This is a genomic window from Erythrobacter sp. THAF29 (assembly GCF_009363635.1).
Lineage (GTDB): Bacteria > Pseudomonadota > Alphaproteobacteria > Sphingomonadales > Sphingomonadaceae > Erythrobacter.
In genome coordinates this window covers 1935728-1961095 of record NZ_CP045392.1, presented here as the reverse complement: position 1 = coordinate 1961095, position 25368 = coordinate 1935728, and the positions used below count along the sequence as shown (strand labels likewise).

The 25368-nt window shown below is 59.9% G+C and carries 25 protein-coding genes and 1 tRNA gene; 21 read left to right on the top strand and 5 right to left on the bottom strand.

Annotation, left to right across the window (positions count from 1 at the left end; all coding sequences use genetic code 11):
- Positions 1–46 precede the first annotated feature (46 nt).
- From ilvB to FIU90_RS09400, 7 genes are all read left to right on the top strand, one after another.
- Positions 47–1819, top strand: coding sequence for a biosynthetic-type acetolactate synthase large subunit (gene ilvB, locus FIU90_RS09430; RefSeq protein WP_152434512.1), 1773 nt, complete (start codon positions 47–49; stop codon positions 1817–1819).
- Positions 1820–1848: 29 nt separating this feature from the next.
- A complete protein-coding gene (gene ilvN / locus FIU90_RS09425; protein ID WP_152434511.1) occupies positions 1849–2364 on the top strand; it encodes an acetolactate synthase small subunit in 516 nt (171 codons plus the stop codon).
- Between the two features lie 13 nt (positions 2365–2377).
- Positions 2378–3397, top strand: a complete 1020-nt coding sequence (gene ilvC, locus FIU90_RS09420; protein ID WP_152434510.1) for a ketol-acid reductoisomerase — start codon at positions 2378–2380, stop codon at positions 3395–3397.
- Positions 3398–3416: 19 nt separating this feature from the next.
- On the top strand, positions 3417–4016 hold the full coding sequence (locus FIU90_RS09415; protein WP_152434509.1) for a DUF4329 domain-containing protein: 600 nt from the start codon (positions 3417–3419) through the stop codon (positions 4014–4016).
- Positions 4017–4088: 72 nt separating this feature from the next.
- The gene (locus tag FIU90_RS09410; RefSeq protein WP_152434508.1) at positions 4089–4745 is read left to right on the top strand and encodes a YceI family protein; all 657 of its coding nucleotides are present in this window, start codon (positions 4089–4091) and stop codon (positions 4743–4745) included.
- 491 nt (positions 4746–5236) lie between these two features.
- Positions 5237–6394, top strand: a complete 1158-nt coding sequence (locus tag FIU90_RS09405; protein ID WP_152434507.1) for an alpha-hydroxy acid oxidase — start codon at positions 5237–5239, stop codon at positions 6392–6394.
- Positions 6395–6453: 59 nt separating this feature from the next.
- Complete coding sequence (locus FIU90_RS09400; protein WP_152434506.1) at positions 6454–6906, top strand: hypothetical protein; 453 nt, start codon at positions 6454–6456, stop codon at positions 6904–6906.
- 74 nt (positions 6907–6980) lie between these two features.
- Here FIU90_RS09400 and FIU90_RS09395 read toward each other — a convergent pair whose 3' ends face one another.
- Entirely contained in the window at positions 6981–7547 is a 567-nt protein-coding gene (locus tag FIU90_RS09395) for a YHS domain-containing (seleno)protein (protein WP_152434505.1), read from the bottom strand.
- Positions 7548–7842: 295 nt separating this feature from the next.
- On the opposite strand from FIU90_RS09395, the gene leuA reads away from it, so the two are divergent.
- From leuA to FIU90_RS09370, 5 genes are all read left to right on the top strand, one after another.
- Positions 7843–9519: a 2-isopropylmalate synthase gene (leuA, locus tag FIU90_RS09390; RefSeq protein WP_152434504.1), complete on the top strand. Its 1677-nt coding sequence runs from the start codon at positions 7843–7845 to the stop codon at positions 9517–9519.
- A gap of 19 nt (positions 9520–9538) precedes the next feature.
- Positions 9539–10693, top strand: coding sequence for a serine hydrolase (locus tag FIU90_RS09385; RefSeq protein ID WP_152434503.1), 1155 nt, complete (start codon positions 9539–9541; stop codon positions 10691–10693).
- 310 nt (positions 10694–11003) lie between these two features.
- Positions 11004–11882, top strand: coding sequence for an OmpA family protein (locus FIU90_RS09380; protein WP_152434502.1), 879 nt, complete (start codon positions 11004–11006; stop codon positions 11880–11882).
- 155 nt (positions 11883–12037) lie between these two features.
- On the top strand, positions 12038–13078 hold the full coding sequence (locus FIU90_RS09375; RefSeq protein ID WP_152434501.1) for an amidohydrolase: 1041 nt from the start codon (positions 12038–12040) through the stop codon (positions 13076–13078).
- 48 nt (positions 13079–13126) lie between these two features.
- Positions 13127–14131, top strand: a complete 1005-nt coding sequence (locus FIU90_RS09370; protein ID WP_152434500.1) for a nitronate monooxygenase family protein — start codon at positions 13127–13129, stop codon at positions 14129–14131.
- A gap of 3 nt (positions 14132–14134) precedes the next feature.
- Here FIU90_RS09370 and FIU90_RS09365 read toward each other — a convergent pair whose 3' ends face one another.
- Both FIU90_RS09365 and FIU90_RS09360 read right to left on the bottom strand, forming a co-directional pair.
- Positions 14135–14665 (bottom strand): AHH domain-containing protein, encoded by a 531-nt coding sequence (locus tag FIU90_RS09365; RefSeq protein ID WP_152434499.1) that lies wholly within the window; start codon positions 14663–14665, stop codon positions 14135–14137.
- A gap of 22 nt (positions 14666–14687) precedes the next feature.
- Entirely contained in the window at positions 14688–15278 is a 591-nt protein-coding gene (locus FIU90_RS09360; RefSeq protein ID WP_152434498.1) for a hypothetical protein, read from the bottom strand.
- Here FIU90_RS09360 and FIU90_RS09355 point away from each other — a divergent pair.
- Positions 15270–15479 (top strand): hypothetical protein, encoded by a 210-nt coding sequence (locus FIU90_RS09355; protein WP_152434497.1) that lies wholly within the window; start codon positions 15270–15272, stop codon positions 15477–15479. The genes FIU90_RS09360 and FIU90_RS09355 overlap by 9 nt on opposite strands.
- A gap of 147 nt (positions 15480–15626) precedes the next feature.
- On the opposite strand, the gene FIU90_RS09350 is transcribed toward FIU90_RS09355, so the two are convergent.
- On the bottom strand, positions 15627–16115 hold the full coding sequence (locus tag FIU90_RS09350; RefSeq protein WP_234029479.1) for a flavodoxin family protein: 489 nt from the start codon (positions 16113–16115) through the stop codon (positions 15627–15629).
- Between the two features lie 81 nt (positions 16116–16196).
- Here FIU90_RS09350 and recJ point away from each other — a divergent pair, with 81 nt between their 5' ends.
- The 8 genes from recJ to phoB all read left to right on the top strand — a co-directional run bounded on the left by recJ (position 16197) and on the right by phoB (position 24613).
- Entirely contained in the window at positions 16197–17990 is a 1794-nt protein-coding gene (recJ, locus tag FIU90_RS09345; RefSeq protein WP_152434496.1) for a single-stranded-DNA-specific exonuclease RecJ, read from the top strand.
- A gap of 94 nt (positions 17991–18084) precedes the next feature.
- Positions 18085–18159, top strand: a tRNA-Glu gene (locus FIU90_RS09340).
- A gap of 98 nt (positions 18160–18257) precedes the next feature.
- Positions 18258–19499: a cell wall metabolism sensor histidine kinase WalK gene (locus tag FIU90_RS09335; RefSeq protein ID WP_152434495.1), complete on the top strand. Its 1242-nt coding sequence runs from the start codon at positions 18258–18260 to the stop codon at positions 19497–19499.
- A 166-nt stretch (positions 19500–19665) separates the two neighbouring features.
- Positions 19666–21051: a phosphate ABC transporter permease subunit PstC gene (gene pstC, locus FIU90_RS09330; RefSeq protein ID WP_152434494.1), complete on the top strand. Its 1386-nt coding sequence runs from the start codon at positions 19666–19668 to the stop codon at positions 21049–21051.
- The gene (gene pstA / locus FIU90_RS09325) at positions 21044–22345 is read left to right on the top strand and encodes a phosphate ABC transporter permease PstA (RefSeq protein ID WP_370515055.1); all 1302 of its coding nucleotides are present in this window, start codon (positions 21044–21046) and stop codon (positions 22343–22345) included. Before pstC ends, pstA begins: the two co-directional genes overlap by 8 nt.
- A gap of 17 nt (positions 22346–22362) precedes the next feature.
- Positions 22363–23130: a phosphate ABC transporter ATP-binding protein PstB gene (gene pstB / locus FIU90_RS09320; RefSeq protein WP_234029693.1), complete on the top strand. Its 768-nt coding sequence runs from the start codon at positions 22363–22365 to the stop codon at positions 23128–23130.
- Complete coding sequence (gene phoU / locus FIU90_RS09315; RefSeq protein ID WP_152434492.1) at positions 23130–23801, top strand: phosphate signaling complex protein PhoU; 672 nt, start codon at positions 23130–23132, stop codon at positions 23799–23801. The genes pstB and phoU overlap by 1 nt, the downstream gene beginning before the upstream one ends.
- A 122-nt stretch (positions 23802–23923) precedes the next feature.
- Positions 23924–24613, top strand: a complete 690-nt coding sequence (gene phoB / locus FIU90_RS09310; protein ID WP_152434491.1) for a phosphate regulon transcriptional regulator PhoB — start codon at positions 23924–23926, stop codon at positions 24611–24613.
- Positions 24614–24620: 7 nt separating this feature from the next.
- On the opposite strand, the gene FIU90_RS09305 is transcribed toward phoB, so the two are convergent.
- Positions 24621–25361, bottom strand: coding sequence for an extensin family protein (locus tag FIU90_RS09305; protein WP_152434490.1), 741 nt, complete (start codon positions 25359–25361; stop codon positions 24621–24623).
- Positions 25362–25368: the final 7 nt, after the last annotated feature.

Sequence of the window (25368 nt, the reverse complement as noted above, 5' to 3'; positions counted from 1 at the left end):
CGTTTATTGTTAGAAGCGCGCACAAAGCCAATGAGGGAATGTTAACGTGTCGGATCAGCAAAAGCCGGATAAACGCACCGGCGCCGCCATCCTGACTCAATGCCTGGTCGAGCAGGGCGTCGAATTCGTATTCGGCTATCCCGGAGGTGCGGTTCTTCCGATCTATGACGAGCTGTTCGGCGACGAACGGCTGCGTCACATTCTCGTGCGGCACGAAGCCGGCGCGGCCCATGCGGCCGAAGGCTATGCCCGGGCGACCGGCAAGCCGGGCGTGGTGCTCGTGACATCCGGCCCGGGCGCTACGAACGCCGTTACCGGTATTGCAGATGCGTTTCTCGATTCGATTCCGCTCGTTGTGATTACGGGTCAGGTTCCAACTGGCCTGATCGGCACAGACGCCTTTCAGGAAGCAGACACGGTCGGCATCACCCGCCACTGCACGAAGCACAATTATCTCGTGAAAGATCCGGCAGACCTAGCCGCGACGATCGAAGAGGCGTTTCGCATTGCCACTACGGGCCGCCCCGGCCCTGTCGTAGTCGATATCCCTAAAGACGTTCAGATCGCGGTTCCGTCGATAAGCAACGCATCGAAACTCACGGCATCGCATCGATATGTCCCGCAGATGGCGGGATCGGCCGATCAGATCGCCGAGGCTATCGAGATGATCGCAAATGCGGAGCGCCCGATCCTCTACACTGGCGGCGGCATCATCAATTCAGGGACCGAAGCGAGTGAACTCCTTCGCCGTTTCCAGGACATCACCGGCTCGCCGGTCACGTCGACCCTGATGGGCCTCGGCGCGTTCCCGCACACGCATCCCGACTGGCTCGGCATGCTCGGCATGCACGGCACGTTCGAGGCCAATATGGCGATGAACCGCTGCGACGTGATGGTCTGCATCGGTGCCCGTTTCGACGACCGGGTGACCGGGAGGCTCGATGCCTTTTCTCCCGAATCCAAGAAGATACACATCGACATCGACAGGTCTTCGATCAACAAGAACGTGCCCGTCGATCTCGGTATCGTCGGCGATTGCGCGACGGTTCTCGGCCAGCTGATCGAGGCATGGGGCGACCGCAAACCGCAGGATCTGGGTGAATGGAAAGCCCGCATCGCCGGGTGGCGCGCCCGCGAGTGCCTCGCCTATCCGGAAAAATCGAAGAAGAACCCTGGCGCAATCATGCCGCAAAAGGCGGTCGAGCGGCTCTATGCGCTCACCCATGAGCGCGATCCGATAATCACCACCGAAGTCGGCCAGCACCAGATGTGGGCGGCGCAATACTTCGGGTTCGACAAGCCGAATAAATGGCTCACCAGCGGGGGGCTTGGCACGATGGGTTATGGCATGCCCGCTGCCATCGGTGCGCAGCTTGGCTTTCCTGATGCGCTGGTGATCGACATTGCTGGCGAAGCCTCGATACAGATGAACATCCAGGAGCTCGGCACCGCCTCGCAATACCGCCTGCCGATCAAGGTCTTCATCCTCAACAACGAGTATATGGGCATGGTTCGTCAGTGGCAGGAATTGACTTATGAGAGCCGCTATTCGAACTCCTATTCGGATAGCCTCCCCGATTTCGTCCGCCTTGCCGAAGCCTATGGCTGGAAAGGGATCCGGATCGAAGGCGAGGACGAGCTCGACGCGGGAATCGAGGCGATGCTCGCCCACGACGGCCCAGTGATCGTCGATTGCTGCGTCGCGCAGGATGCTAATTGCTTCCCGATGATCCCGTCAGGCGCCGCGCACACCGAAATGCTGCTCTACGGCGACCAGGTCGAAGGCACGATGGATGACGAGGCGAAGGCGCTGGTCTGAGAAGCCTGCCGCAAGGGGAACCACAACAAATGAAAATCAAGAGCGCCGAGGCCGAGCGTCACGTCCTGAACGTCACGGTCGATAACGAGCCGGGGATCCTCGCCAAGATCACCGGTCTGTTTACCGCGCGCGGCTACAACATCGACAGTCTGACCGTGGCCGACATCACCGAAGACCATGCGGTTAGCCGGATCACGATTGTAACGGGCGGTCCGCCAGAGGTTATCGACCAGATTGAGGCGCAGCTCGAACGGCTCGTGCCGGTTCACAAAGTAACCGATCTCACCACCTCAGGCCCGCATGTCGAGCGCGAACTTGCGCTGGTAAAGGTTGCGGGAACGGGCGAAAAGCGGGTCGAAGCCTTACGAATTGCCGAGCTTTTCCGCGCCAATGTCGTCGATACGACTATCGAGAGCTTCGTGTTCGAACTCACCGGCGCGCCAGACAAGATCGACAGTTTCATCGCCCTTATGCGCGAACTCGGCCTCGTCGAGGTTGGCCGCTCGGGGATCGTGGGAATGATGCGCGGCGCGGAAGGCGCCTAACAAGGGAAATACAATGAAGGTTTATTACGACGCAGACGCCGATCTGGGCCTCATCAAGTCTAAGAAGATTGCAGTGCTCGGCTATGGCTCGCAGGGTCACGCCCACGCACAAAACCTGCGCGACAGCGGGGTAGAGGAAGTCGCCATCGCGCTGCGCGAAGGCTCCTCGACACGCAAGAAGGCCGAGGAAGCAGGCTTCAAGGTGCTCTCGAACACCGAGGCAGCGGAATGGGCCGATATCCTCATGATCCTAGCGCCCGACGAACATCAGGCGGGCATCTGGGAAAACGACCTCGCAGGTCACATGAAGCCCGGCAGCGCTCTCGCCTTTGCCCACGGCCTCAACATCCATTTCGGCCTCATCGAAGCGCCTGCTGATATCGACGTCATCATGATTGCGCCCAAGGGCCCCGGCCACACCGTGCGCAGCGAGTACCAGCGCGGTGGCGGCGTGCCGTGTCTTATCGCGGTTCACCAGGACGCAAGCGGCTCCGCTCATGACGTCGCCCTCGCGTATGCGAGCGGTGTCGGCGGCGGTCGCTCTGGCATCATCGAAACGAACTTCAAGGAGGAATGCGAAACTGACCTGTTCGGCGAGCAGGCCGTCTTGTGCGGCGGGATCACCCACCTGATTCAGGCCGGTTTCGAAACCCTGGTCGAAGCCGGATACGCCCCGGAAATGGCCTATTTCGAGTGCCTTCACGAGACCAAGCTGATCGTCGATCTGCTATATGAAGGCGGGATTGCCAATATGCGCTATTCGATCTCGAACACCGCCGAATACGGCGACATCAAGACGGGCCCACGCATCATCACCGAGGAAACGAAGGCAGAGATGAAGCGCGTCCTGGCCGACATTACATCGGGCCGTTTCGTGAAGGATTTCGTGCTCGATAACCGCGCGGGCCAGCCCGAGCTGAAAGCAAGTCGCAAGGCCGCCGAAGCTCACCCGATTGAGAAAACCGGTGCGGAGCTGCGCGCGATGATGCCTTGGATCAGCGCAAACAAGTTGGTCGACAAGTCGAAAAACTGACCCCAATTATGCGGGAGACATGAATCTCTCCCGCAACAACACTTTGATTCTCGCAGCTTGCGCGGTGGCTTGGGTGCTGGTGGTCATCCGCATCGCGCAGCACGAGCCTGTCTACGAACCGCGCGAAATCGTGTCGGCGCGTTCGGACGTTCAGCAATATGCGCGAGAACAGCTGAACGCGCTTCAGCGCCGTTCCTTCAGCGAGGGGCGCGAGTTTTGCGGGGTCATCGTCGAGAACGAGACCGGCGAACTCTCGACCATGTCGGTGAGCGAAGGCGACATCGCGAGTTGCCAGTACGAATACAACGGCCAGGCAGGCATCACGCCCGTAGCAAGCTTTCACACTCATGGAGGCGCCAGCATCCGCTACGATGATGAGGCGCCAAGCCTGCAGGATCTCCAGAGCGATATTTCAAGCAGAATGGATGGCTACCTGGCAACGCCTGGAGGCCGTTTCTGGCGCATTGATTGGCAATCCCAGACGGCGAACCTGATCTGCGGAGAAGGTTGCCTGGAACAGGATCCAGAATATTCACCCTGCCCCGCGCATGAGCCCGAAACGCAATACGACATCAAACGTCTCCAGAAACGGTTCCGCGACACGCCTTCGCGCTGTTGACGTTACGGCGCAGGAACTTCTCGCCCCTCCGATCATTGTCGTCTCAAGCGTACCATCGGAGCCCCGCCGCCAATGAAGCACTTTGTCGTCGCAGCCGCCGCACCAGCTCTGCTGATCGCCGGAGGCGTGGCGCTCGCTCCGGCGACCTTCGCACAGGCTCCCTCGGCAACCCCCGGCTCGGTCGACGCGTCGCGCGTAACAGCAGGAAGCTACGCACTCGATCCCTCCCACACCCTGGTCGAATGGCAAGTCGACCACTTCGGGTTCAACGACTATTTCGGCCTGTTTGGAAACATCACAGGCACACTAACGATGGACCCGGCGGACATTGCGGGTGCCGAATTCGAAGTCTTTGTTCCCATCGCCGAGATTACGGTCGCCAGCGAGGGGCTGAAGGAACATCTTCTGCGCTCGGGCAAGGATGGCGGCTCGCCCGATTTCTTCGGCCCCGAGCCGGGTTTGGCGAAATTCACCTCAACGAGCGTTCGCCAGTCCGGTGACACCACCGCAGTCGTTTCCGGCATGCTCGAGATGAACGGTAACTCCGGACCGGTGACAATGCTCGTCGAATTCAACGGCGCGGGCACCAATCCCTTCAGCAAGAAAGAGACTGTGGGCTTCCACGCAAGGGCGACGATCGATCGCACCGACTGGGGCATAGACTACGGGCAAGGCCTTATCGGAAACGAAGTAGACCTTTTCATAAGCGCTGCATTCGAAAAGCAGTAAGCGCCCTTCGGCGTCGCGCAAAGAACGGCCCGCGAAAGTATCGGCTTTCGCGGGCCGCCTTAATCTCCTCCCATATGGGCCCGGTGATTGGACCCGTCGTGGCCTTCTGCAAAATGAGGACGCAGCCGAGGCATCTAGGAGGAAGTATACCCCGGCCACGCCCTCAAGAACGCACCGTCAGGCTTTCGGTGCGCGAGAGTATTCGAGAGGTTTGGTTACGGGGAACACTGCGCACTGCCTCTTTGCATCTTTCGGACCAGAGAGTGACGGGTTGTGCCGCGGCCACCCGGCCTTCCAGGAGGCGGGGGTCAGGGGGGAGGGAAACGGGCCGGTAGGGGTGTACCGACCCTAAACCTCGAGGCTGCCGAATGGCCGCGCACATATGGTGTTCGCAGCGAAATCGGGTTTGGTGACACCTGATCCGAATTTTTTCTGCTCGCAACCATTGGCTCGATCGGCCAAGGGTCAGCGGATCAAGCCCGAGGGAGCCGATGCGCCTGTCCGATTGCCACAATATTGATGACTTTCGCTCTCTCGCAAAAGCGCGGCTGCCCTTTCCCGTCTTCGACTACATTGACGGTGCAGCAGACGATGAGCTGACAAAGGCGCGTAATTCTGACGCTTTCAACGAGTGCGATCTCGTGCCCGACGTGCTTGCAGGGGTCGAGGAGATCGACACCACCTGCACGATATTCGGGCGCAAGAGCGCCCTTCCCCTCGTGCTGTCGCCAACCGCCGTGCAACGTGCATTTCATTGGCAAGGCGAAACAGCGGTGGCCAAGGCCGCAGATAGGTTCGGTCTTTGGTTTGGCATTTCGAGCCTTGCGACACGCTCAATCGAGGAGACTGCAGCGCTCACAAAGGGGCCGAAGCTGTTCCAGCTCTACGTTCACAAGGACAAAGGGCTCAACACCCACATGATCGAGCGTTGCCAGCAAGCAGGCTTCGATGCGCTGGCTCTCACAGTCGACACGATCGTTTCGGGAAAACGCGAGCGCTGCCTGCGCTCGGGCTTCACGACCCCGCCCCGATTCACTCCGGCAAGCATATGGAGCTACGCTACCAAGCCGCGCTGGACGCTCGATTATCTCTTCCGCGAGAAATTTCGCCTCCCCAATCTTGATACGCATGTGAGCGAAGGTTCGAGCAAGGCGGTGAGCATCGCCGAGTATTTCAACACGATGCTCGACACTTCGATGGACTGGTCGACCGCCGCTGCGATCCGGGAGCAATGGGGCGGGAAATTCGTACTGAAGGGTGTGATGAGTTCGAACGACGCCCGACGCGCGGTAGAAATCGGCGCGGACGCAATCATGATCTCGAACCATGGCGGGCGACAACTTGATGGGTCGCGCAGCCCGTTCGATCAACTGCCCGAAATCGTCGATGCCGTGGGCGGCGAAATCGAGATCATCTGCGATGGCGGAGTCCGGCGCGGAACGCATGTTCTCAAGAGCCTGTGCGCGGGCGCGAATGCTGCTTCGGGCGGAAGACTGTATCTATACGCGTTGGCAGCTGCTGGGCAGGAAGGTGTCGAACGAGCGCTAGCGATACTCAAAGACGAAATAGAACGGGGCATGCGCTTGATGGGCGTGACCGATGTCGATCAACTCGGAACTGAGCGCCTGAGGTGGCGCAAGCCGTCATGATCATGCAACAATGTCCGGGCTCAACGGAATAGAGAGAGAAGCAACGCGGGGGGAAGACCATGAATAGCCTTACTGTTCTATCCCTTCCGATCGCTTTCTTGATTCTGACTGCATGCGGAAGCGATCCCGATGTGGCCCGGGGATCGAATGCGGCCGACGACTTTGCCGCCCGGATCAACGGACAGGGCGGAAAGGGCGCTCCGCTCACTCAACAAGATCCTCAGGCACCCACTGTAGCAGAGCCACTGCCCGACGCCGCCGAAGGTGTGTATGTCCCGGGCACCGCCACCGACCCACAGGCGGCCACTTGCGACGCCAACCGGATGGGCCCTTTCATCGGACGCGTCGCCGATGCGACCACTCGGTCGGATATTGGAGCAACCGCTGTTCCAGGACGTGAAATCCGCTTCCTGCACCCCGGTGCGGAATCCGTTGATCCCGATCCTTCAAGCCCGCGCCTAAATCTCATGCTCGATGGTCAGGACATCATCCGCGACGCCCGCTGCGGTTGAATCGAAAGCCCCGCCAGCGTTCCCCTCGCTGGCAGGGCTCTTCATTCACGACCCTCGAAAGGGCTGAGACCGGATCAATCCTGGAAGTGTTCGTCAGGCGAGTGCGTCGGGTAGTTCACGTCACCCTTGGCGATGAAACCGGGAATGTCCTTTTCCCAGCGGCCCTGAACGTCCTCGTTGAAGTTCAGGTAGAGCTTGCCGTCGACGATTTCGTAGACGTTGGGATCTCCCGGTGCCAGCGCGTCGTTGGCACCGATCGCCCATGCGCAGTAACCGCCATAGGCCGGAGCGTATTTAGCCGGGTCTTCGATAAACGTCTTGGCGTTATCTTCGTTGGCGAAGCGATAGTCGTAACCGTTGTAACGGACGGTGTATTCCTCCGTGCCTTCAACAGGGACGCCGTCGTCGGTAAAATAGCTTACCACATCAAAGCCGGATACCGCGAGCGTGTCGCCCCTGGTCGCGGTGTGGACCGGTCCTTCGGGCTGGCCACCGAGATCGGCGTAGAGCGCCGCCTGAACCGGAGCTTCGATCGAGGTCGTGTCAGCGGCGGTATCGGTCTCGTTTGCAGGGGCGCTGCATGCCGCAGCGGTTGCCAGAAGGGTAGAAACAAGAAGCGATTTGAAAACGGAATTCTTCATCGGGGTATTCCTCCTCTAAACTCGTCAGGGGCCGGACAGCCTGTTGCCCGGTGACATCCGGAGTTCGGGAGGGGAGCCTTCAAGGTTACACACGTCCAATTCTTTTCGCCAAAACGCTTGAGCCGCGGGGCCAAATCGGCAAGAAGATACGGAATGACACCGATGCACGGCCTTCTTCTGCGACTTACACGCCCTTGGGCGTGAGCGGCTGCGCATGAGTGAGGCGCGGTCCGTACGCTCAAGGGACCCGAGCCAGCCTTCTCAATCCTGAAACTCCGCGAAAAGTCGTACCGTCATGACCATGCTCAAAAACCCATCTGCCAAATACCGTCCCTTCGGCCAGATCGATTTGCCAGATCGCCAATGGCCCAGCCGCCTGATCGAAAAGGCGCCGCGCTGGCTTTCGACCGACCTTCGCGACGGCAATCAGTCGATTATCGACCCTATGGACGGCGTTAAAAAAGCGCGCTTCTTCGATCTGCTGGTCGACATTGGCGTGAAAGAGATCGAGATCGGTTTTCCGAGCGCCGGCGCGACTGAATTCACCTTTATCAAGCACCTCGTGGAATCCGGCACGATCCCTGACGACGTCATCGTCCAAGTGCTCACCCAGTCGCGCGAAGACCTGATCCGCACCAGCTTCGAAAGCCTCGAAGGCGCGCGTGCAGCCATCATGCACCTCTACAACGCCGTGAGCCCGGCATGGCGGGACATCGTGTTCCGGATGTCGAAGGATGAGGTTCGCGAAATTGCCATGCATGGCGCGAAGGTGATGCGTGACGAGGCGGCAAAGCGCCCCGACACAGATTGGCACTTCCAGTATTCGCCCGAGACATTCTCGACCGCCGAACTCGATTTCAGTATCTCGGTGTGCGAGGCGGTGATGCAAGTACTGGCCCCCACGCCCGAAAAGCCTATCATCCTCAATCTGCCCGCGACGGTCGAGGCGGCGACGCCCAATATCTATGCCGACCAGATCGAATATTTCTGCCGAAACCTGCCGAACCGCGAAAGCGCGGTGATATCGCTCCACACCCATAATGACCGCGGAACCGGCGTGGCAGCGGCGGAGCTTGGCCTGATGGCCGGAGCGGACAGGGTAGAGGGCTGCCTGTTCGGAAATGGCGAGCGCACCGGCAATTGCTGCCTCGTGACGATGGCGCTCAATCTCTACACGCAAGGGGTCGATCCGGGCCTCGATTTCTCAGACATCGACCGAGTGATCGAAACGGTCGAATACTGCAACGACCTGCCAGTGCACCAACGCCATCCGTATGGAGGTGAACTGGTCTACACCGCGTTTTCCGGATCGCATCAGGACGCGATCAAGAAAGGCTTCGAGGCCAACGAGAAACAGAACGACGAAATCTGGCGCGTTCCCTACCTGCCTATCGATCCCGCCGACCTGGGCCGCGATTACGAAGCGGTGATCCGCGTCAACTCGCAAAGCGGCAAAGGCGGCTTTGCGTGGGTGCTGGAGAAAAATCACGGCCTGAAGCTGCCAAAGGCGATGCAGAAAGACTTCTCAAAGCATGTACAGCGCCTTGCCGATGAGAAGTCGCGCGAGCTTAATGCGGAAGACATCTGGGCCGCTTTCAAAGAGGCCTACCACGTCCAGACGCCCGACAAACACTTCCAGCTTATCGACTATGAGGAAGCACGCGCGGCAGATGGCACCCGGGTCTTTTCAGGAAAAATCGCGGTCGAAGGCAGGGAGCAATCCGTTTCGGGGCGCGGCAAGGGTCTCATCTCGAGCGTCATGGGAACCCTGCGTGAAACCTTCGGTGTGGAACTCGAGGTTGTCGACTATGCCGAACACGCGCTTGGCGCAGGTACCGAAGCGAACGCTGCAACCTATCTGGAGTGCACCGATCGTCAGGGGCGGACGATCTGGGGTTGCGGCATTGACGAAGACGTCGCCACCGCTAGCGTAAGGGCAGTTTTGAGCGCTGCCAACTCGGCAGTGCAGTAATCTCTACCCGGCGAGGTGAGTGCTGAACCAGTGCTGGAAAGCCATTGCGATCATCGCTCCACTCGCCGCACTCGCGGGCTGTAGCGATCCACAAGTTGATCCTGCATTCGGATCCCAGCTTCGGGATGCCCCCGTCGCGACTATCGAATCGCTTATCGGGACCGAATCCGAACGGCTTGGTGTGAGCGCGTTGAGCGTGAGCGTGGTTGATGGTGCCGACCTTCCTCGGATCTACCACTTCGGTCGCTCACATGAGCGGGGCCTGATGCAAGTCGCCAGCCTGTCCAAAACGGTTGCCGCTGCCGTAATTCTGACCCTCGCCCATCAGCGCGGGATTAGCCTCGATAATGATATCCGCTCACAGGTTACTTCGCTCGATATCGCGTTGCTGGAAGGAGGCGATAGACCGGTCACGCTTCGGCAATTGCTGTCTCATACAAGCGGCGCTTCACAATCGGGCTATCCCGGTTACCCTCGCGACAGCGACCTTCCGAGCGCAAGCGAAGTGGTCGCGAACCCTCCCAGGTTCTTCGAATCGCCACTCACCTTCGACGGTGAACCGGGCGAGTTCCGATATTCGGGTGGTGGATACATGATCGCGCAGATCTGGGCGGAGGATGTTTCGGGCAAACCCTTTGCCGAGCTGGCGGACGAATTGCTTTTCTCGCCGCTCGGTATGGAAGATAGTACATTCGCACAGCCCATCGACGACGCCGAAATCGCGCCACTTTTTGTTGTCGGCGCCGATGCGGGCTTCAACATCTTTCACGGTGTTTTCACCCCGGTCGAAAACAGTTGGCACGACTATCCCGAGCAGGCAGCGGCGGGTCTCTGGACGACCTCGAAAGACTACGCTCGATTTGCAGCCGCATTGCTTGACGCCGCGAGCGGCGCTTCCGAGGCGATTCCACGTGAAGTCGCCTCCGCAATGATCATGCCGCAGGCGGAAATGGGTAAAGGACGAGCATATGGCCTCGGGGCGATGCTCGTGCTCGACAGTGAAGGCAGCGTACAGCGCGTCACCCATAGCGGTGCCAATACTGGCTATCGCGCGCTTTTTGCCGCAACTCAGGGTTCCGAAAGCCGGCCGCGCCGCATTGTCGTCTCGCTCGCCAATACCGTGAGCGGGGAAGGTCTGAACAAGGCCATCGTGGACGGTTTGATGGACCGCTGAGATTCTTAACTCGAGCGCATCGCGGCCACAGTTTCGTCAAATTTGATTAACGCAGTTCGCTCAATTCGCCGCACCGCACGCCCGAATCGTCCGTTGAACGCTTGTTGTTGCCGAAACTGTTCACCTGCGAGCAAGGTTCGTCCGAACATTTGCCCCGCTCGTCGCGATGAGATGCACGATGCATGGCGCGAACGATACAAGGCATAATAAACGGGGTCCTCACAGCCGGACGCGCCATTTCGGAGGCGTGCGGATACAAAAATCCGCGAACGCGCGGGTCAGGCTGTCGAAGATTTGAAGGAGTATAGTAATGAGTGTCATTTCCAAGGGGTCGAAGGCTCTCTTGCTCGCAGGCGCGCTGGCTTTGCCCGCAACCGCAGGCGTGGCTGCCCAGGACGCATCGAACGACGATGTCCTGACGACCGTCTATGGTTCGGTTCCCACAGAGGGGCCGGAGATCGAAGGTATCATCTCGGCTCGCAATGGCGACCAGATCGAAGTCACCAGTGCCGACGGCACAGCAACGGTCATCACGATCAACGATGAAACCACCATCAAGGCCAAGGGCGGCTTTCTCGGTCTCGGCCGCAAGACGCTGACTGCGGATTCGCTGCTGAACGGAATTCCAGTGGCAGTTGAGACCCTTGTCGCAGGTGACCGCTACTTCGCCGACGAAGTGCGCTTCAGCGCAAACGACCTTGAAACGGCAACGATGATCCGCAACGGCACCAACCAGCGTTTCGTGCAGAACGAAACTGCGATCCAGGAAAACGCCGCAGCAACCGAAGCCCTGCGTGGCCGCTTCGGCGACATCGACAAATACAACATCAAGGGCACCACCAACGTCTATTTCGACACGGGCAAGTACAACCTTTCGGACGAAGCCCGCGCCGAACTCTGCCAGGTGGCACAGCAGGCCGAGCAGATGGACAACGCGCTGCTTCTGGTCGTCGGTTACACCGATTCGACCGGCACCTACGAGATCAACCAGGAGCTTAGCGAACGTCGCGCAGGCCGCGTTGTGAACTATCTCCAGCAGCAGTGCGGGTGGAAGCCGTGGCGCATGCTTTCGCCGACCGGAATGGCTGAAGCCGATCCGGCAGCGGACAACAGCACCGCTTACGGCAAGGCACAGAATCGCCGCGTTGCGGTCAACGTCCTCGTTAGCAAGAGCGTCGACGGCCTCTAAGGACGCGTGGATTCTTCACGATTTGAAGGGGTGGGCCTTGATAGGTCCGCCCCTTTTCTTTTGCGTGGCTTCCGGCCCGTTTTTTCCGCTTTGGAGGTTCGCTCGGGTGTGTCAGGAATGGAACTGACGTGCGCATTGGAGAGGGGACCAGATTTATGCCCGAAGACATTCTTGAGCCCGATCTGCCGATCATAGACCCTCACCACCACCTGTGGGACTTGCGGCCCATGGTCCCAATGTTCCCCGAGCCGCGGCACCACTTCATCGAGGCTCTGGTCGACAATGCCTATTACACCTTCGACCAACTGCACGCGCACCTCACCAGCGGACACAATATAATCGCCACCGTTTTCATGGAATGCGGGGCATTTTACAATGCGGCCTATGGCGAAGCGAAAAAGGTCATTGGCGAAGTCGAATTTGTGAATGGAGTTGCGGCACAGTCGGCAAGCGGTTTGTACGGTGACTTGCGCGCCTGTGCGGGAATTGTCGGTCACGCAGACCTCTCGCTAGGCAGCGGCGCAGGCGAAGTGCTCGATGCTTTGATCGCGGCAAGTCACCGCTTCCGTGGCATTAGGCATCAGGGGGCCTGGGATGCGGATCCAGAGGTCCTGGGCCCTCCATTCCACGCTCCCGAAGGCCTGTTCCGCGAACCGTCATTCCGGGAAGGTTTCGCCGAACTCGGCAAAAGAGACCTGACCTTCGACGCCTGGGTGCTCGAACCGCAATTGCCCGATGTGATCGACCTCGCCAACGCCTTTCCCGATCAACCAATCTGTCTCGATCATTGCGGCACACCGCTTGGCGTTGCGAGCTACAAGGGCAAGCTGCACGAGCGCTTCGACACCTGGCGGCACAACATCAAGGAACTGGCGCGCTGCGAAAACGTGCACATCAAGCTCGGCGGCCTCGCCATGGCATTCTGCGCACTTCCAGAAGAAGGGCCGGCTGCTGGCTCATCGTCGGAGCACCTCGCCGGTCTTTGGCGGCCCTACATCGAGACGTGTCTCGAAGCGTTCGGACCGCAACGCGCTATGTTCGAGAGCAACTATCCCGTGGACTACTGGGGTGCGGATTACCCGGTGCTCTGGAATGCTTTCAAAAGGCTCACGCACGGCGCGAGCGCCGACGAGAAAGCAGCGCTCTACGCCGGGAACGCGGCGCGTTTCTATCGCATTGAAGAGGTGCTTGCGTAGTTTCAATTTGCAACCTACCCCGCTTGCACACCCATTCAGGAGACTTCAATGCCGCTTCCCGCCCCGTTCGACCGCTTGCGCCTGCCGCTGATCGGATCGCCGCTCTTCATCGTGTCGGGCCCCGAACTCGTCATCGCGCAGTGCAAGGCAGGGATCATCGGAAGCTTTCCGGCACTGAACGCACGACCACAGACACTGCTCGACGAGTGGTTGCACCAAATCACCGAAGAACTCGCCAAGCACAACCGCGAAAACCCAGATCGTCCCGCCGCCCCCTTTGCGGTGAACCAGATCATTCACAAAACGAATGACCGGGTCGAAGCCGATATGAAAACTTGCGAGAAGTGGCAGGTGCCGATGGTGATCACCTCGCTCGGCGCGCGGGAGGAGGTATATCAGGCCGTGCGCAACTGGGGCGGGATCACGATGCACGACGTGATCAACAACCGTTTTGCCAAGAAGGCGATCGAGAAAGGCGCCGACGGCCTCATCCCGGTCGCTGCGGGCGCAGGTGGTCATGCCGGAGCCCTCTCCCCGTTCGCGCTGATGCAGGAGATACGTGAATGGTTCGATGGGCTCGTCGCGCTTTCGGGCTCAATCGCGCACGGGGCTTCGATCCTCGCTGCCCAGGCCCTGCGCGCCGACTTTGCTTATTCGGGAAGTGCCTTCATCGCCACCGAGGAAGCCAATGCCGACCAAGGCTACAAGCAGGGCATCGTCGAAGGTGACGCGAGCGGTATCGTCTACACCAACCTGTTCACCGGTGTTCACGGCAACTATCTGCGCTCCTCGATCGAGAAAGCCGGGCTGGATCCCGACAACTTGCCGGAAAGCGACCCCTCCAAAATGAACTTCGGCAGCGGGGGCAACACCAAGGCCAAGGCGTGGAAGGACATCTGGGGCTCAGGACAGGGCGTCGGTGCGGTGAAGTCGGTCGGCAGCGTGGAAGATCTCGTCGCTCGAATGGAGCGCGAGTATCATGCAGCAAAAGCCCAGCTTCTGGAGAATTCCGCCTATTCGCCGTGGACTGCACTCGCTGAGGCGGCCGAGTAGCAATCAGGTCGCCTGCCAGAGCGCCTCAGCCATTGCATCGAGTTCGCTGAAGTCGAAACCGGTTCCGAGCGGATCCTTTCGGTTGAGGATCATGCGTCGGCGTTCGTCGAGCAACCGGCGGCGAAGCGCGCCCTGAAGCAGTTGGAGGCGAAGCAAGGCATCTTCCAATGCTTTCCCTGCATCCGACCGGCTAGCCTTAGACCAACTTTCTTCAATCCGCCCCACCCGCTCGATTACGAGCTCATTGTAGGCCCGGTGCGGCCCGCGATGGAGCGGCATTCCGGTGCGGATCGTCGCGTTCTCGTTCGCCGGGAGCAGCAGGCCGTTCACACGAAAATCATCGAAGCCCACCGTCATGCGACCAATCTTTGAGAACATCATCCCAAAACACTTTTTTGACAATAGCTGGCGCGGAAGTAGGTGATGACGTTGCAGCGCCGGATCATGTTCGGGAGAGCGCCGCTGATTCACCGAACGAAACGGGATCGGCGTCCGTCGCGCAAGGGTGCCCTGCCCCTTCCCTGAAACAGTCATGTGTTGCGCCCCTCGCCTAATTCTACTCGCGCGAGACGCGGACGAATTTACCGTTGCGGGACGGTCTCATCACCAAACGGCTGCCATCGGGGGCAACGATTCGCTCGCTATTCGATATGCCGCCCACCAGTACCAATTGATTGACGAGCCGCGTTCCGAGCCGGGTTGCCTCGACCCTTTGCGTCGACAGCGGAGGCTCGATCCGCAATTCCTGACCGATCCAGAAATCGAGGCCGATACTTTGCAGCGCCCCATCGATGGTTTTGCGAAACGCCGTCAAGCCGAGAGCAGGAAAAGGGCCACCTTCAAGCCAGGCGGTGGTGACGGATTCGAAGTAGCGTCTGCCGATCGCGCTGGACGACGGTTCCCAGATGACCGCCTCCAGATCGTCGAAGTGGTTGATGAGGTCGCGGGCGAGCCCGATCAAAGCTTGCATCACGGGGAGAGCGTTCGCCGCGCCAGCCAGGTGTTGCCCGGGAACAAGATGCAAGGCTTCGAGCCGTCGAGCGCCCGGCGACTGTTTGAGGTCGAATGAATTTTCGGTTTTGGGGAAGGAACAGCCAGCGCCCGGTGCCAGCCCTAACAGATCGAAGGTAAGTCCGTCGTGGAGCAATTCGAGCCAAACACCATCATCAAGCCCCGAATGGGTATCGTGCTGCGGCTGAAGACTTTCTCCATCGGTAGCGACAAGGTGGATCGGAGAATCGTCGAGAGGATCGTGGCTTACAGAGACGGTACGATGCGCTCCGGCAAAGCCTTTGATGGCATCGCGACTAGGCCGTTTGCCACTGGCAAACAGCAAATGCAGCCCTGACGCTCCAGCGGTCTGCTTCTGTGTGATCGTCCAAGACCCCCTTAGTCTTGCAAGCGAACCCGGTTCTTCATGCGCGGGGACCCTGACGCGATTCGGTCGCATCGTCGAGTCTTGGATGCCCCTGTTTGTCCTAGCAAAATCCTGATTTCAGAAAACCCCGAGCCTCAGTCCTTCGGCAAGTCCTTCCCCCAATTCCTTGCAATCGGCGAGAATTCTCTCATCGACGTGTTTGGGGGCGAGGATCGCTTCCGGCGTCTGCGCGTCGAAGTTCACGATCTTCTCGTCTGCGACCCGCTTCAGTCTCCAGCCGGTGGCGATCCGGTCGATCTGGCGCTGTGCGCCCCATCCATCCGATCCCGCTGCAATGATGGTGGCGTATGGCCGTCCTTCGATCATTCCGAGTACCGGATAATAGTTTCGGTCGAACATTTCCTTCATCTCGCCGGTCATGCTCGCAAGGTTTTCCGGGCAGGCGAAGATGTATCCGGCTGCAGCGATCAGCATCTCGGAAGTAACATCGCGCGCCCTCACAAGCTCCGCATTCTCGGCATTAGACGCGGCGCGAGCCATGGCCTCGCTCGCACCTGTCCGGCTGTGCCAGATGACGAGCAAATTGGGATCGGCCTCAATCGACATGCAAGATCAAGCGCAAGCGCGCTGTCGATTGTCAATGCCATTACCCTGTTGCCCAGGGGAGCGATTGGCTAATGTACCGCCATGGCCACTCGCTCGCTTTCGCACGTCCTTGGTGTTTCAAAGTCGCTGTCCGGCCGTGCATGGCTTTGGCGCGGTGGGAACATGGATCTGGGAGCGGGTGATAGCGAAGCCCAGCGTCTCGATCGCGACATTCTCTCGCAATTGTTGATCACGCGCGGCGTCGCACCTGAAGATGTAGAGCGCCATGCCAAGCCGACTCTACGAGAATTTCTCCCCGACCCTTCCGAATTCCGCGACATGGATCAGGCTGCCGAACGCATCGCGCAAGCCGTCCTGGGTCAGGAAAAGGTCACGATTTACGGCGATTACGATGTTGATGGCGCGACCAGTGCTGCGCTGATGGTCGAGTTGCTGCGCGGGCTTGGACTGGAAGCCGAGTACTACATTCCCGACCGGCTGCTCGAAGGATACGGACCGAGCGGCGAAGCGCTCGTCAAACTCGCGGAGAGTGGCTCAAGCCTGATTGTCACCGTCGATTGCGGAGCGATGGCGCACGAAGCACTCGGCATGGCGCGTGACGCCGGGGTCGATGTGATCGTGGTCGACCACCACAAATGCGCAGCTGAGCTTCCCCCTACCGCTGCGCTCGTCAATCCAAACCGACTAGACGAAGGCGACCTCGCCGCAAGCCACGGTCACCTCGCAGCAGTCGGTGTCGCATTCCTGCTCGGCATAGCGCTGGTGCGTACTTTGCGGGCGCAGGGCTTTTTCGAAAACCGCAAGGAGCCCGACCTCATGGCGCTGCTCGACCTCGTGGCGCTCGGAACTGTGGCAGATGTGGCAGCGTTGCACGGCCTCAATCGGGCATTCGTAGCACAAGGTCTCAAAATCCTTGCCCGGCGCGACCGGATCGGGATGGCTGCTCTGATGGATGCGAGCCGCCTGAAACGTGCTCCGCAGGCGAGCGATCTGGGGTTCGCGCTCGGGCCGCGAATCAACGCGGGAGGGCGAATCGGAGAGTCCACGCTGGGTGTACGCCTGTTGACCACAAGTGATCCCGAAGAAGCTCGCGCGATCGCCGAACAGCTTTCTGCACTCAACGAAGAGCGGCGCGCGATCGAAGGCGAAGTGCAGGAGGCAGCCGAGGCACAACTTGCAGGGCAAGGCAATATGGCGGTGCACGTGGTGGCAGGAGACGGATGGCACCCCGGCGTAATCGGCATTGTGGCCGGGCGTATCAAGGAAAAGACCGGCAAGCCTTCGATCGTCATCGCAAATGACGCTGACGGGACCGGCAAGGGATCTGGCCGTTCGATCAGCGGAGTGGATCTCGGTGCGGCAATCATCGCGGCGCGCGAGCAAGGGTTGCTGGTCGCTGGAGGCGGGCACGCGATGGCTGCAGGCCTCACAATCCCGACTGAGAACCTCGCCGCCTTCACCGAATTTCTCGACACAAGACTAGCCCGCGACGTCGATCGCGCACGCGCCTCGCAATCGATGCAGCTCGATCTGTCGCTCGCGCCCGGCGGTCTCGTACCCGATCTCGTCACGACCTTGGAAGCCGCGGGGCCCTATGGCGTGGGCTGGCCCGCCCCTCGTGTTGCGGTCGGCCCGGTGCGCATCGTCAAAGCAGATGTTGTCGGCAAGGATCACCTGCGGATTATCGCTGCGGGCGACGATGGGCGTTCGTTCAAGGGGATAGCCTTTCGCGCAGCCGAGACCGAATTGGCCCAAACCCTGCTTCACCGCAGCAAAGGCCGCCGCTTTCATCTCGCAGGAAGGGTCAAGATCGACGACTGGGGCCCTCGCCCTGCTGCCGAACTGCACCTCGAAGACGCGGCCTTCGCCGATTAATTGCGCGCTCGCGAAATTTTCTTCGACTGGCGAACGAACGGGGCTTGACCCATCCGGTCCACACCCCTAGATGCGCGCTCTCGCAACCGAGCGTGGCCCCTTCGTCTAGCGGTTAGGACGCGGCCCTTTCACGGCTGAAACACGGGTTCGATTCCCGTAGGGGTCACCACCTCTTTCTCCTCGGACGCTGCGATTTCGATAGTTTCGTCGCTAGTCGCTACCGGGTTCTTCCCACCCGGCGCGGTTGGCGTTAAGGCAACTGGCGCAATGGGCGTCGGTCAGAACTTCCCTCTCGCTGGTATCCTCCTCGCCATCGTGACCTTCGTCGCGATGCTGCTGCTGGGTTTGGATCCGGGATTGGCAGTAGCCGTGCTCGTTATCTGGGTCGGCTCGCTCTTGCTCGCGGCAGGGCGCCCTCCAGATCCGCAACGGGTTTCAACCGATCCCGGCTTCACCCCCGAATCGATGAGCAAGCTGATCGAGCACGGTGCGACGCCAATTCTCGTTACCCAGAAAAATACTGTCGCGGTTGCCAATGCAGCAGCACGCCGGATGCTCGGGCGCCACATCATCGGCCAGGATGCACGCGTCGCATTCCGGCAGCCAGAGGCGATCTCGCTGATCAGCAATAATCGCAATGGCCGTGCTCTCGTGCGAGGGCTGGTTCGGCGACGCGATATCTGGGAGATTAATCGCCAGTCACTTGACGACAAACTCGCGGTGATCGAACTGATCAATCAGACAGCGGAAGCAGACATCAGCCGCGCCCACACCGATTTCGTTGCCAATGCGAGCCATGAGCTGCGCACTCCGCTCGCGTCCATTCTGGGCTATGTGGAGACACTGCAAGAAAGCGGTGGAGACCTCGATACGCCTACTGCCACGAAATTCCTTGCGACGATCGAACGCGAAGCGAAGCGCCTTCACAGCCTGATCAGCGACCTGATGAGCCTCAGCCGTGTCGAGGCTGAAAAGCACGACCTCCCTCAAGAAGTTATCGCTCTGGCCCCGCTAATCCATACAGCGTCGAACGATGCCGCAGGGGAAGCGCGTTCCGGCAGGCTCGATTTGTCCCTCGACCCATCGCTGCACGTCCTTGGGGACAGGCAACAACTGGAGCAGCTGGTCCGCAACCTCGTCGACAATGCTTTGAAATATGCTCGCCCGGATTCCACCGTGAAGGTCATGCTGGACACATCACGCGACGGTCAGGCGCGGATCACTGTCGCGGACGAAGGCGAAGGCATTGCACCTGAGCAGATTCCGCACCTCACGCGCAGGTTCTACCGAACCGATCCGGGACGCAGCCGTGCATCCGGCGGAACCGGGCTCGGCCTCGCGATTGTGAAACATATTGTGCAACGTCACCGCGGACGGCTCGACATCGAGAGCGATCTGGGGAAAGGGACAAGAGTCATCGTCCGGATTCCGCTCGCGGATGGCTCGGACGCAAGCGAGCGCGATGTCGCGATTACGACCGAAAAGACCACGGCAGGAACTATGTCTTAGGATTGTCACATTTCTGGAACATCGCTCCGGCAACGGTCGTGCGCGGGGCAATTTTCAGGCAATGCGACGCACGATTGATTCGCAGCATTTGCCTGCACATCGCCTACACCAAGATCGACAGGCGGCACCCCAATAGCGCCGCTTCAACAGGAAACCGCTCACGTCCATGTCGCTCATAACCCTCCTTCTGATTGCCATCGGTCTGGGGCTGGCAGGCTGGCTTGCGGGCCGGGCCAAAGCGTGGAGCTTCCAGAGCGCCGATCCCGAATCGCGCCCGGTCGCGCGTCCGATCTACCATGCGTGGTATGTCGCCGTGTGGGTTGTCGTGCCGGTTTTGCTGTTCGTTCTGGTGTGGTCTTTTGTGGCGCCTGGGTTGGTCTTGCAGAGTGTGCTCGCTTCCCCCGCCGCCGAGAATCTGCCAGCATTCGGTTTTGAAAGAGAGGCGTGGCTGAACGAAGCTCGCGCCGTTGCTAGCGGCAATGCCGAAGGTGTGTTCAACGCGGGCGCGGAGGCGCTCGTCGAACCGTTTCGCAATGCGATTGCACGCTACAACTTTATCGGCATAGCCGTTACGGTCATCATCGCCTTTGCCGGTGGCGCATTCGCATTCCTCCGGGTGAAGCCCGATTTCAAGGCTCGTACCAAAGTCGAGCGCACGGTCATGGTCGTGTTGCTGCTTGCGTCACTCGTCGCGATCCTGACCACCTTCGGGATCTTCGCAAGCCTCGTATTCGAGACTTTCAAGTTCTTCAGCCTCGTCTCGCCAGTAGACTTCTTCTTCGGCACTTTCTGGGGCCCCGATCCGATGAGCAGCGCGGAAAACCCGGATGGCTCGCGCTATGGCGCGATCCCTCTATTTTGGGGAACGCTCTTCATAGGCGCGATCATTGCGATGATCGTTGCAATCCCGCTCGGTCTGATGAGCGCAATCTATCTCACCCAGTATGCCAATCCGACCGTGCGCAAATGGGTGAAGCCGGCGCTCGAGATCCTCGCTGGCGTACCGACCGTGGTCTATGGCTATTTTGCAGCTCTTACCGTGGCACCGGCGATCCGCGATGCTGCAGTCGCTGTCGGAATTTCGGGAGCGTCGACCGAGAGCGCCCTTGCCGCCGGTGTCGTCATGGGGGTCATGATTATCCCCTTTGTCTCCTCGATGGCTGATGACTCCATCGCTGCGGTTCCGAGCGCCATGCGTGATGGCAGCTACGCCATGGGAGCAACCAAATCGGAAACCATCAAGCGTGTGCTCTTTCCTGCGGCTCTGCCCGGCATCGTTGCCGGCATTATGCTGGCAGTCAGCCGCGCCATCGGCGAAACGATGATCGTAGTCATGGCCGCTTCGACCGCAGCGAACCTTAGTGCCAACCCGCTTGATCGTATGACAACAGTCACAGTCCAGATCGTGAAGCTGCTCACTGGCGAGCAGAGCACCGATCACCCGACCTATCTCAGCGCCTTCGCGCTCGGATTTACGCTCTTCCTCGTGACGCTGATGCTCAACATCATTGCGTTGCGCGTAGTGAAACGGTTCCGTGAAGCATATGAGTGACACCACTTCCTCCTCCGCGATGGACGAACCCATCACCTCATCCGCCGCCGAGACGGTCGGTCCGACGCGCACTCCGGAATTCGAAAAGCGCCTCGCACAACGCTACCGGTCGGAGCGCAATTTCAAGCTGCTAGGCCAAGGTGCGATCGTTTTCTCGGTCGCCGTCCTTATCTTCTTGCTGGTCAATATGTTCACGAACGGGATCGGCGGTTTCCAACGCGCCGAACTCGCCGTGCCGATTGATTTCGCCGAGAGCGGGATCAGCGCCGACGAAGCCACACTTTCTTCTCCAGGTGCCCTTCAGTCGCTCGAGATGCAGGGTCTTAGCAACATCGTCGACTTCTATGCGGAACGCGCGCTTGGCGAAGAAGCTGCCGCCGAATTGAGCGACGAGGCCTGGCGCGATGTAGCGGCCGCGCTCAGTTCGGATCCTTCGATGATCCGGCGCACTGAAACTCTCTACCTGCCCGCCTCATCCGACCTTGCATCGGGGCTTTCCGGCGAAGGTTCCCCCGAAATGCAGGCCCTCGCTCAACGGCTCAAGTCGGAGGGCAAGCTCTCGAAAAACTGGGATTGGGGCTTCCTTGCGCGCTCGGACGCGACAAGCCCTCAGGCAGCCGGCATCTGGGGCGCGCTCAAGGGGTCGATCCTGACAATGATCGTGACCTTCCTGCTCGCGTTCCCGATCGGTGTAATGGCAGCTCTCTACCTAGAGGAATACGCTCCCAAAAACCGTTGGACCGATCTTATCGAGGTTTCGATCAATAACTTGGCCGCAGTTCCCTCGATAATTTTCGGCTTGCTCGGTCTTTCGGTATTCCTCTGGATATTCCCGAATTACCGTTCTGCACCGCTGATCGGCGGCATGACGCTCGCGCTCATGACCATGCCGGTCATCGTGATTTCGGGGCGCAATGCCATCAAGGCGGTTCCTCCGTCGATCCGCGACGGTGCGCTAGCCATTGGCGCTTCGCCGGTGCAGGTGGTGTTTCATCACGTCCTGCCGCTTGCCATGCCAGGCATGCTTACGGGCACCATCATCGGCATGGCCCGCGCGCTTGGCGAAACAGCACCGCTGCTCTTGATCGGGATGCGCGCATTCGTTGCCACGCCGCCCGAAGGCTTCACGTCGCCATCGACCGTGTTGCCGATGCAGATTTTTCTTTGGTCCGATGAGATCGACCGCGGCTTCGTCGAAAGGACCAGCGCCGCGATCATCGTGCTATTGCTGTTCCTATTGCTGATGAACGGCCTCGCTATCTACCTCCGCAACAAGTTCGAGAAGACCTGGTGACTGTCATTCACGAAAAAATGCAAGACACCGACGCGAAAATGCGCGCGAAGGATGTCTCGGTCTATTACGGCGATAAAATGGCGATCGATAACGTCTCGATCGACATCTCGCCCAAATACGTGACCGCTTTCATTGGCCCCTCCGGCTGCGGGAAATCCACCTTCCTGCGGTGCTTCAACCGGATGAACGACACCATCCCGATCGCTCGCGTGACCGGGCAAATAGAACTCGATGGCGAAGACATACATTCCGATGCGATGGATGTTGTCCAGCTGCGCGCCCGGGTTGGCATGGTGTTCCAGAAACCCAATCCCTTCCCCAAGTCGATCTATGACAACATTGCCTATGGCCCGAAGATTCACGGTCTTGCGGAGAAAAAGGCCGATCTCGACGCGATCGTCGAAAAGTCGCTGACCCGCGCAGGGCTATGGGAAGAGGTGAAGGACCGTCTCGACGATTCCGGAACGGCGCTTTCGGGCGGTCAGCAGCAGAGGCTGTGCATTGCACGCGCTATCGCAGTCGATCCTGAGGTCATCCTGATGGACGAGCCAGCATCGGCGCTCGACCCGATCGCAACAGCGAAGATCGAGGAACTGATCGACGAGCTTTCCGGCCGATACGCGATCGTGATCGTGACCCATTCCATGCAACAGGCCGCGCGCGTATCGCAGCGCACCGCATTCTTCCATCTCGGGAAAATGGTCGAATACGGGCCGACTTCTGATATCTTCACGAACCCGATCGAGGAAAGAACAAAAGACTACATCACGGGACGGTACGGCTAATGTCAGACCATACAGTAAAAGCATTCGATGAAGACATCACCCGGCTTCGCGGCCTGATCGCGGAAATGGGCGGACTTGCAGAGGTCGCAATCCAGGAAGCCATGGACTCGCTGGCTCGTCGGGACGAGAAGCTTGCCGCGGGCGTGGTCGAACGCGACAAGAAGCTCGATGCTCTTGAAACCGAGGTCGACAAGCTCGCCGTGCGCATCATCGCCCTGCGCGCGCCCATGGCTGACGACCTGCGCGAAGTCATCGCCGCGCTCAAGATCGCAGGTGTGGTCGAGCGGATCGGCGACTATTCGAAGAATATTGCCAAACGCGTGGGCTCAATCGATATGCGCGACCGCTTCGAGCCGCTCACACTGCTGCCCGCCATGGCAGAGGTGGCTGGCGAGATGGTGCACGACGTACTCACCGCCTATGCCGCACGTGATCCGGACCTTGCGCGCGAAGTGATCGCGACCGACGCAAAGGTCGATGCTTTTTACGACAGCATCTTCCGCAATCTTGTCAGCCATATGGTCGAAAATCCTGCGACCATCTCGAGTGCGGCACAATTGCTGTTCGTCGCCCGCAACCTTGAGCGGATCGGCGACCACGCAACAAATGTCGCGGAAATGGTCCACTATGCGGCGACCGGCACCTATCCGCCGGAAGAAGATCGGGAATAGGTTCTTCTCACCCGATCAAGCCGGCGGCAAGGCTGGCTGTCACAAAACGGTAGCGGCGATGAAACATATCCTTGACCGCGCCTCCCGACTCGGTGGAGGCAGGGGTTATGGAGAAGAAACCGATGTCCTCCGCGAAACTGCTCCTGGTCGAAGACGATCCGGCGCTGTCTGAACTGCTTCAATATCGGTTCCAGAACGAAGGCTACGAGGTTCGCACCACCGCCGACGGTGACGAAGCGTTGGTAATGGCGAGCGAGGATGTGCCGGATCTGGTAATCCTCGACTGGATGATCGAAGGCACGAGCGGGATCGAAGTCTGCCGTCGCTTGCGCCGGGGGAAGGCAACTGCACATGTGCCGATCATCATGCTCACCGCTCGCGAGGCAGAAGACGACCGTGTTCGCGGGCTGGAGACCGGTGCAGACGATTACCTGACCAAGCCGTTCAGCCCCCGCGAACTTCTCGCACGCGTTGCCGCCGTGATGCGCCGTATCCGCCCTGCCCTGGCCGGTGAGACGATCGAAGTCGGTGATATCAAGCTCGATCCGGTTGCGCACAAGGTGCAACGCCGTGGCAAGTCCTTGCAGCTTGGCCCGACCGAATACCGACTGCTTAAATTTTTCATGGAAAGTCCGGGAAGGGTTTTCAGCCGGGGACAGCTGCTGGACGGCGTCTGGGGCACAGGCTCCGATATCGAGCTGCGCACGGTCGATGTGCATATCCGGCGACTGCGGAAAGCGATCACGGTCGAAGGTGCGAAGGACCCGATCCGTACGGTGCGTTCGGCAGGCTACGCGCTCGAAGCCGCCTAATGTTTGCTCACCGGCATACTCCGGCCCAGCGACTTTGCTGGTCGAAGTGAAAATGATCCGCATGGGCCGCATTGTAATCGGGTGAGAGGACCGTCGCGAAGACGCCGCATGCACCGTCTCGCACTTCGCGCAGGAACCGCTGCTCTTTGTCGCTTCCGTCCCAGTCACCGAGCGCGCTGATGCGTGTCCCATCCGCGAGAACGAATGCGGAGATGTCAATCGCGTTGGCGGTCGCGTGCTCGCTCCAGGGTCCATCGTCCCGGCCATAGAGCCGACGGCAGGAATAGGCACCAAGATGCTCGATCCGGGCGAGTTCGGATCCGAATATCTCTTTGGCAGCAGGCTCGACCGAGCGGGTACGCCACATCTCCATGGCCGCTGCAACGGGGCAGGTAACGGCAGGAGTATCGGGCGCGAGTGGGTAGCCTGTCAGCTGAGTTCTGTCTGACCGCGCGCATTCGCCGCTTCCTGTAGTTTCGAGCACACGAAAGCTGACTTCGCTTCGCTCGAGAACCGCGCGGCACTGATCTGCATCATCTTTGAGGGCAACCAGCTTGCTTGCGGTCGCCCAACCGACCGGATGACGCAAATCGAGCGGCGCCCAAGGGTTGTGTTGGGGGTGACGTTCGAGCCAACTCCATGCGCCGATGAGCACTGCGAAAAGCGCGAGCATTGCCAGCAGACGCCGGTCTCCCTTGAATCGGCCGATACGGCGACTGATCCGCCAAGGGACTGTTTTGCGAGCCATTACAGGC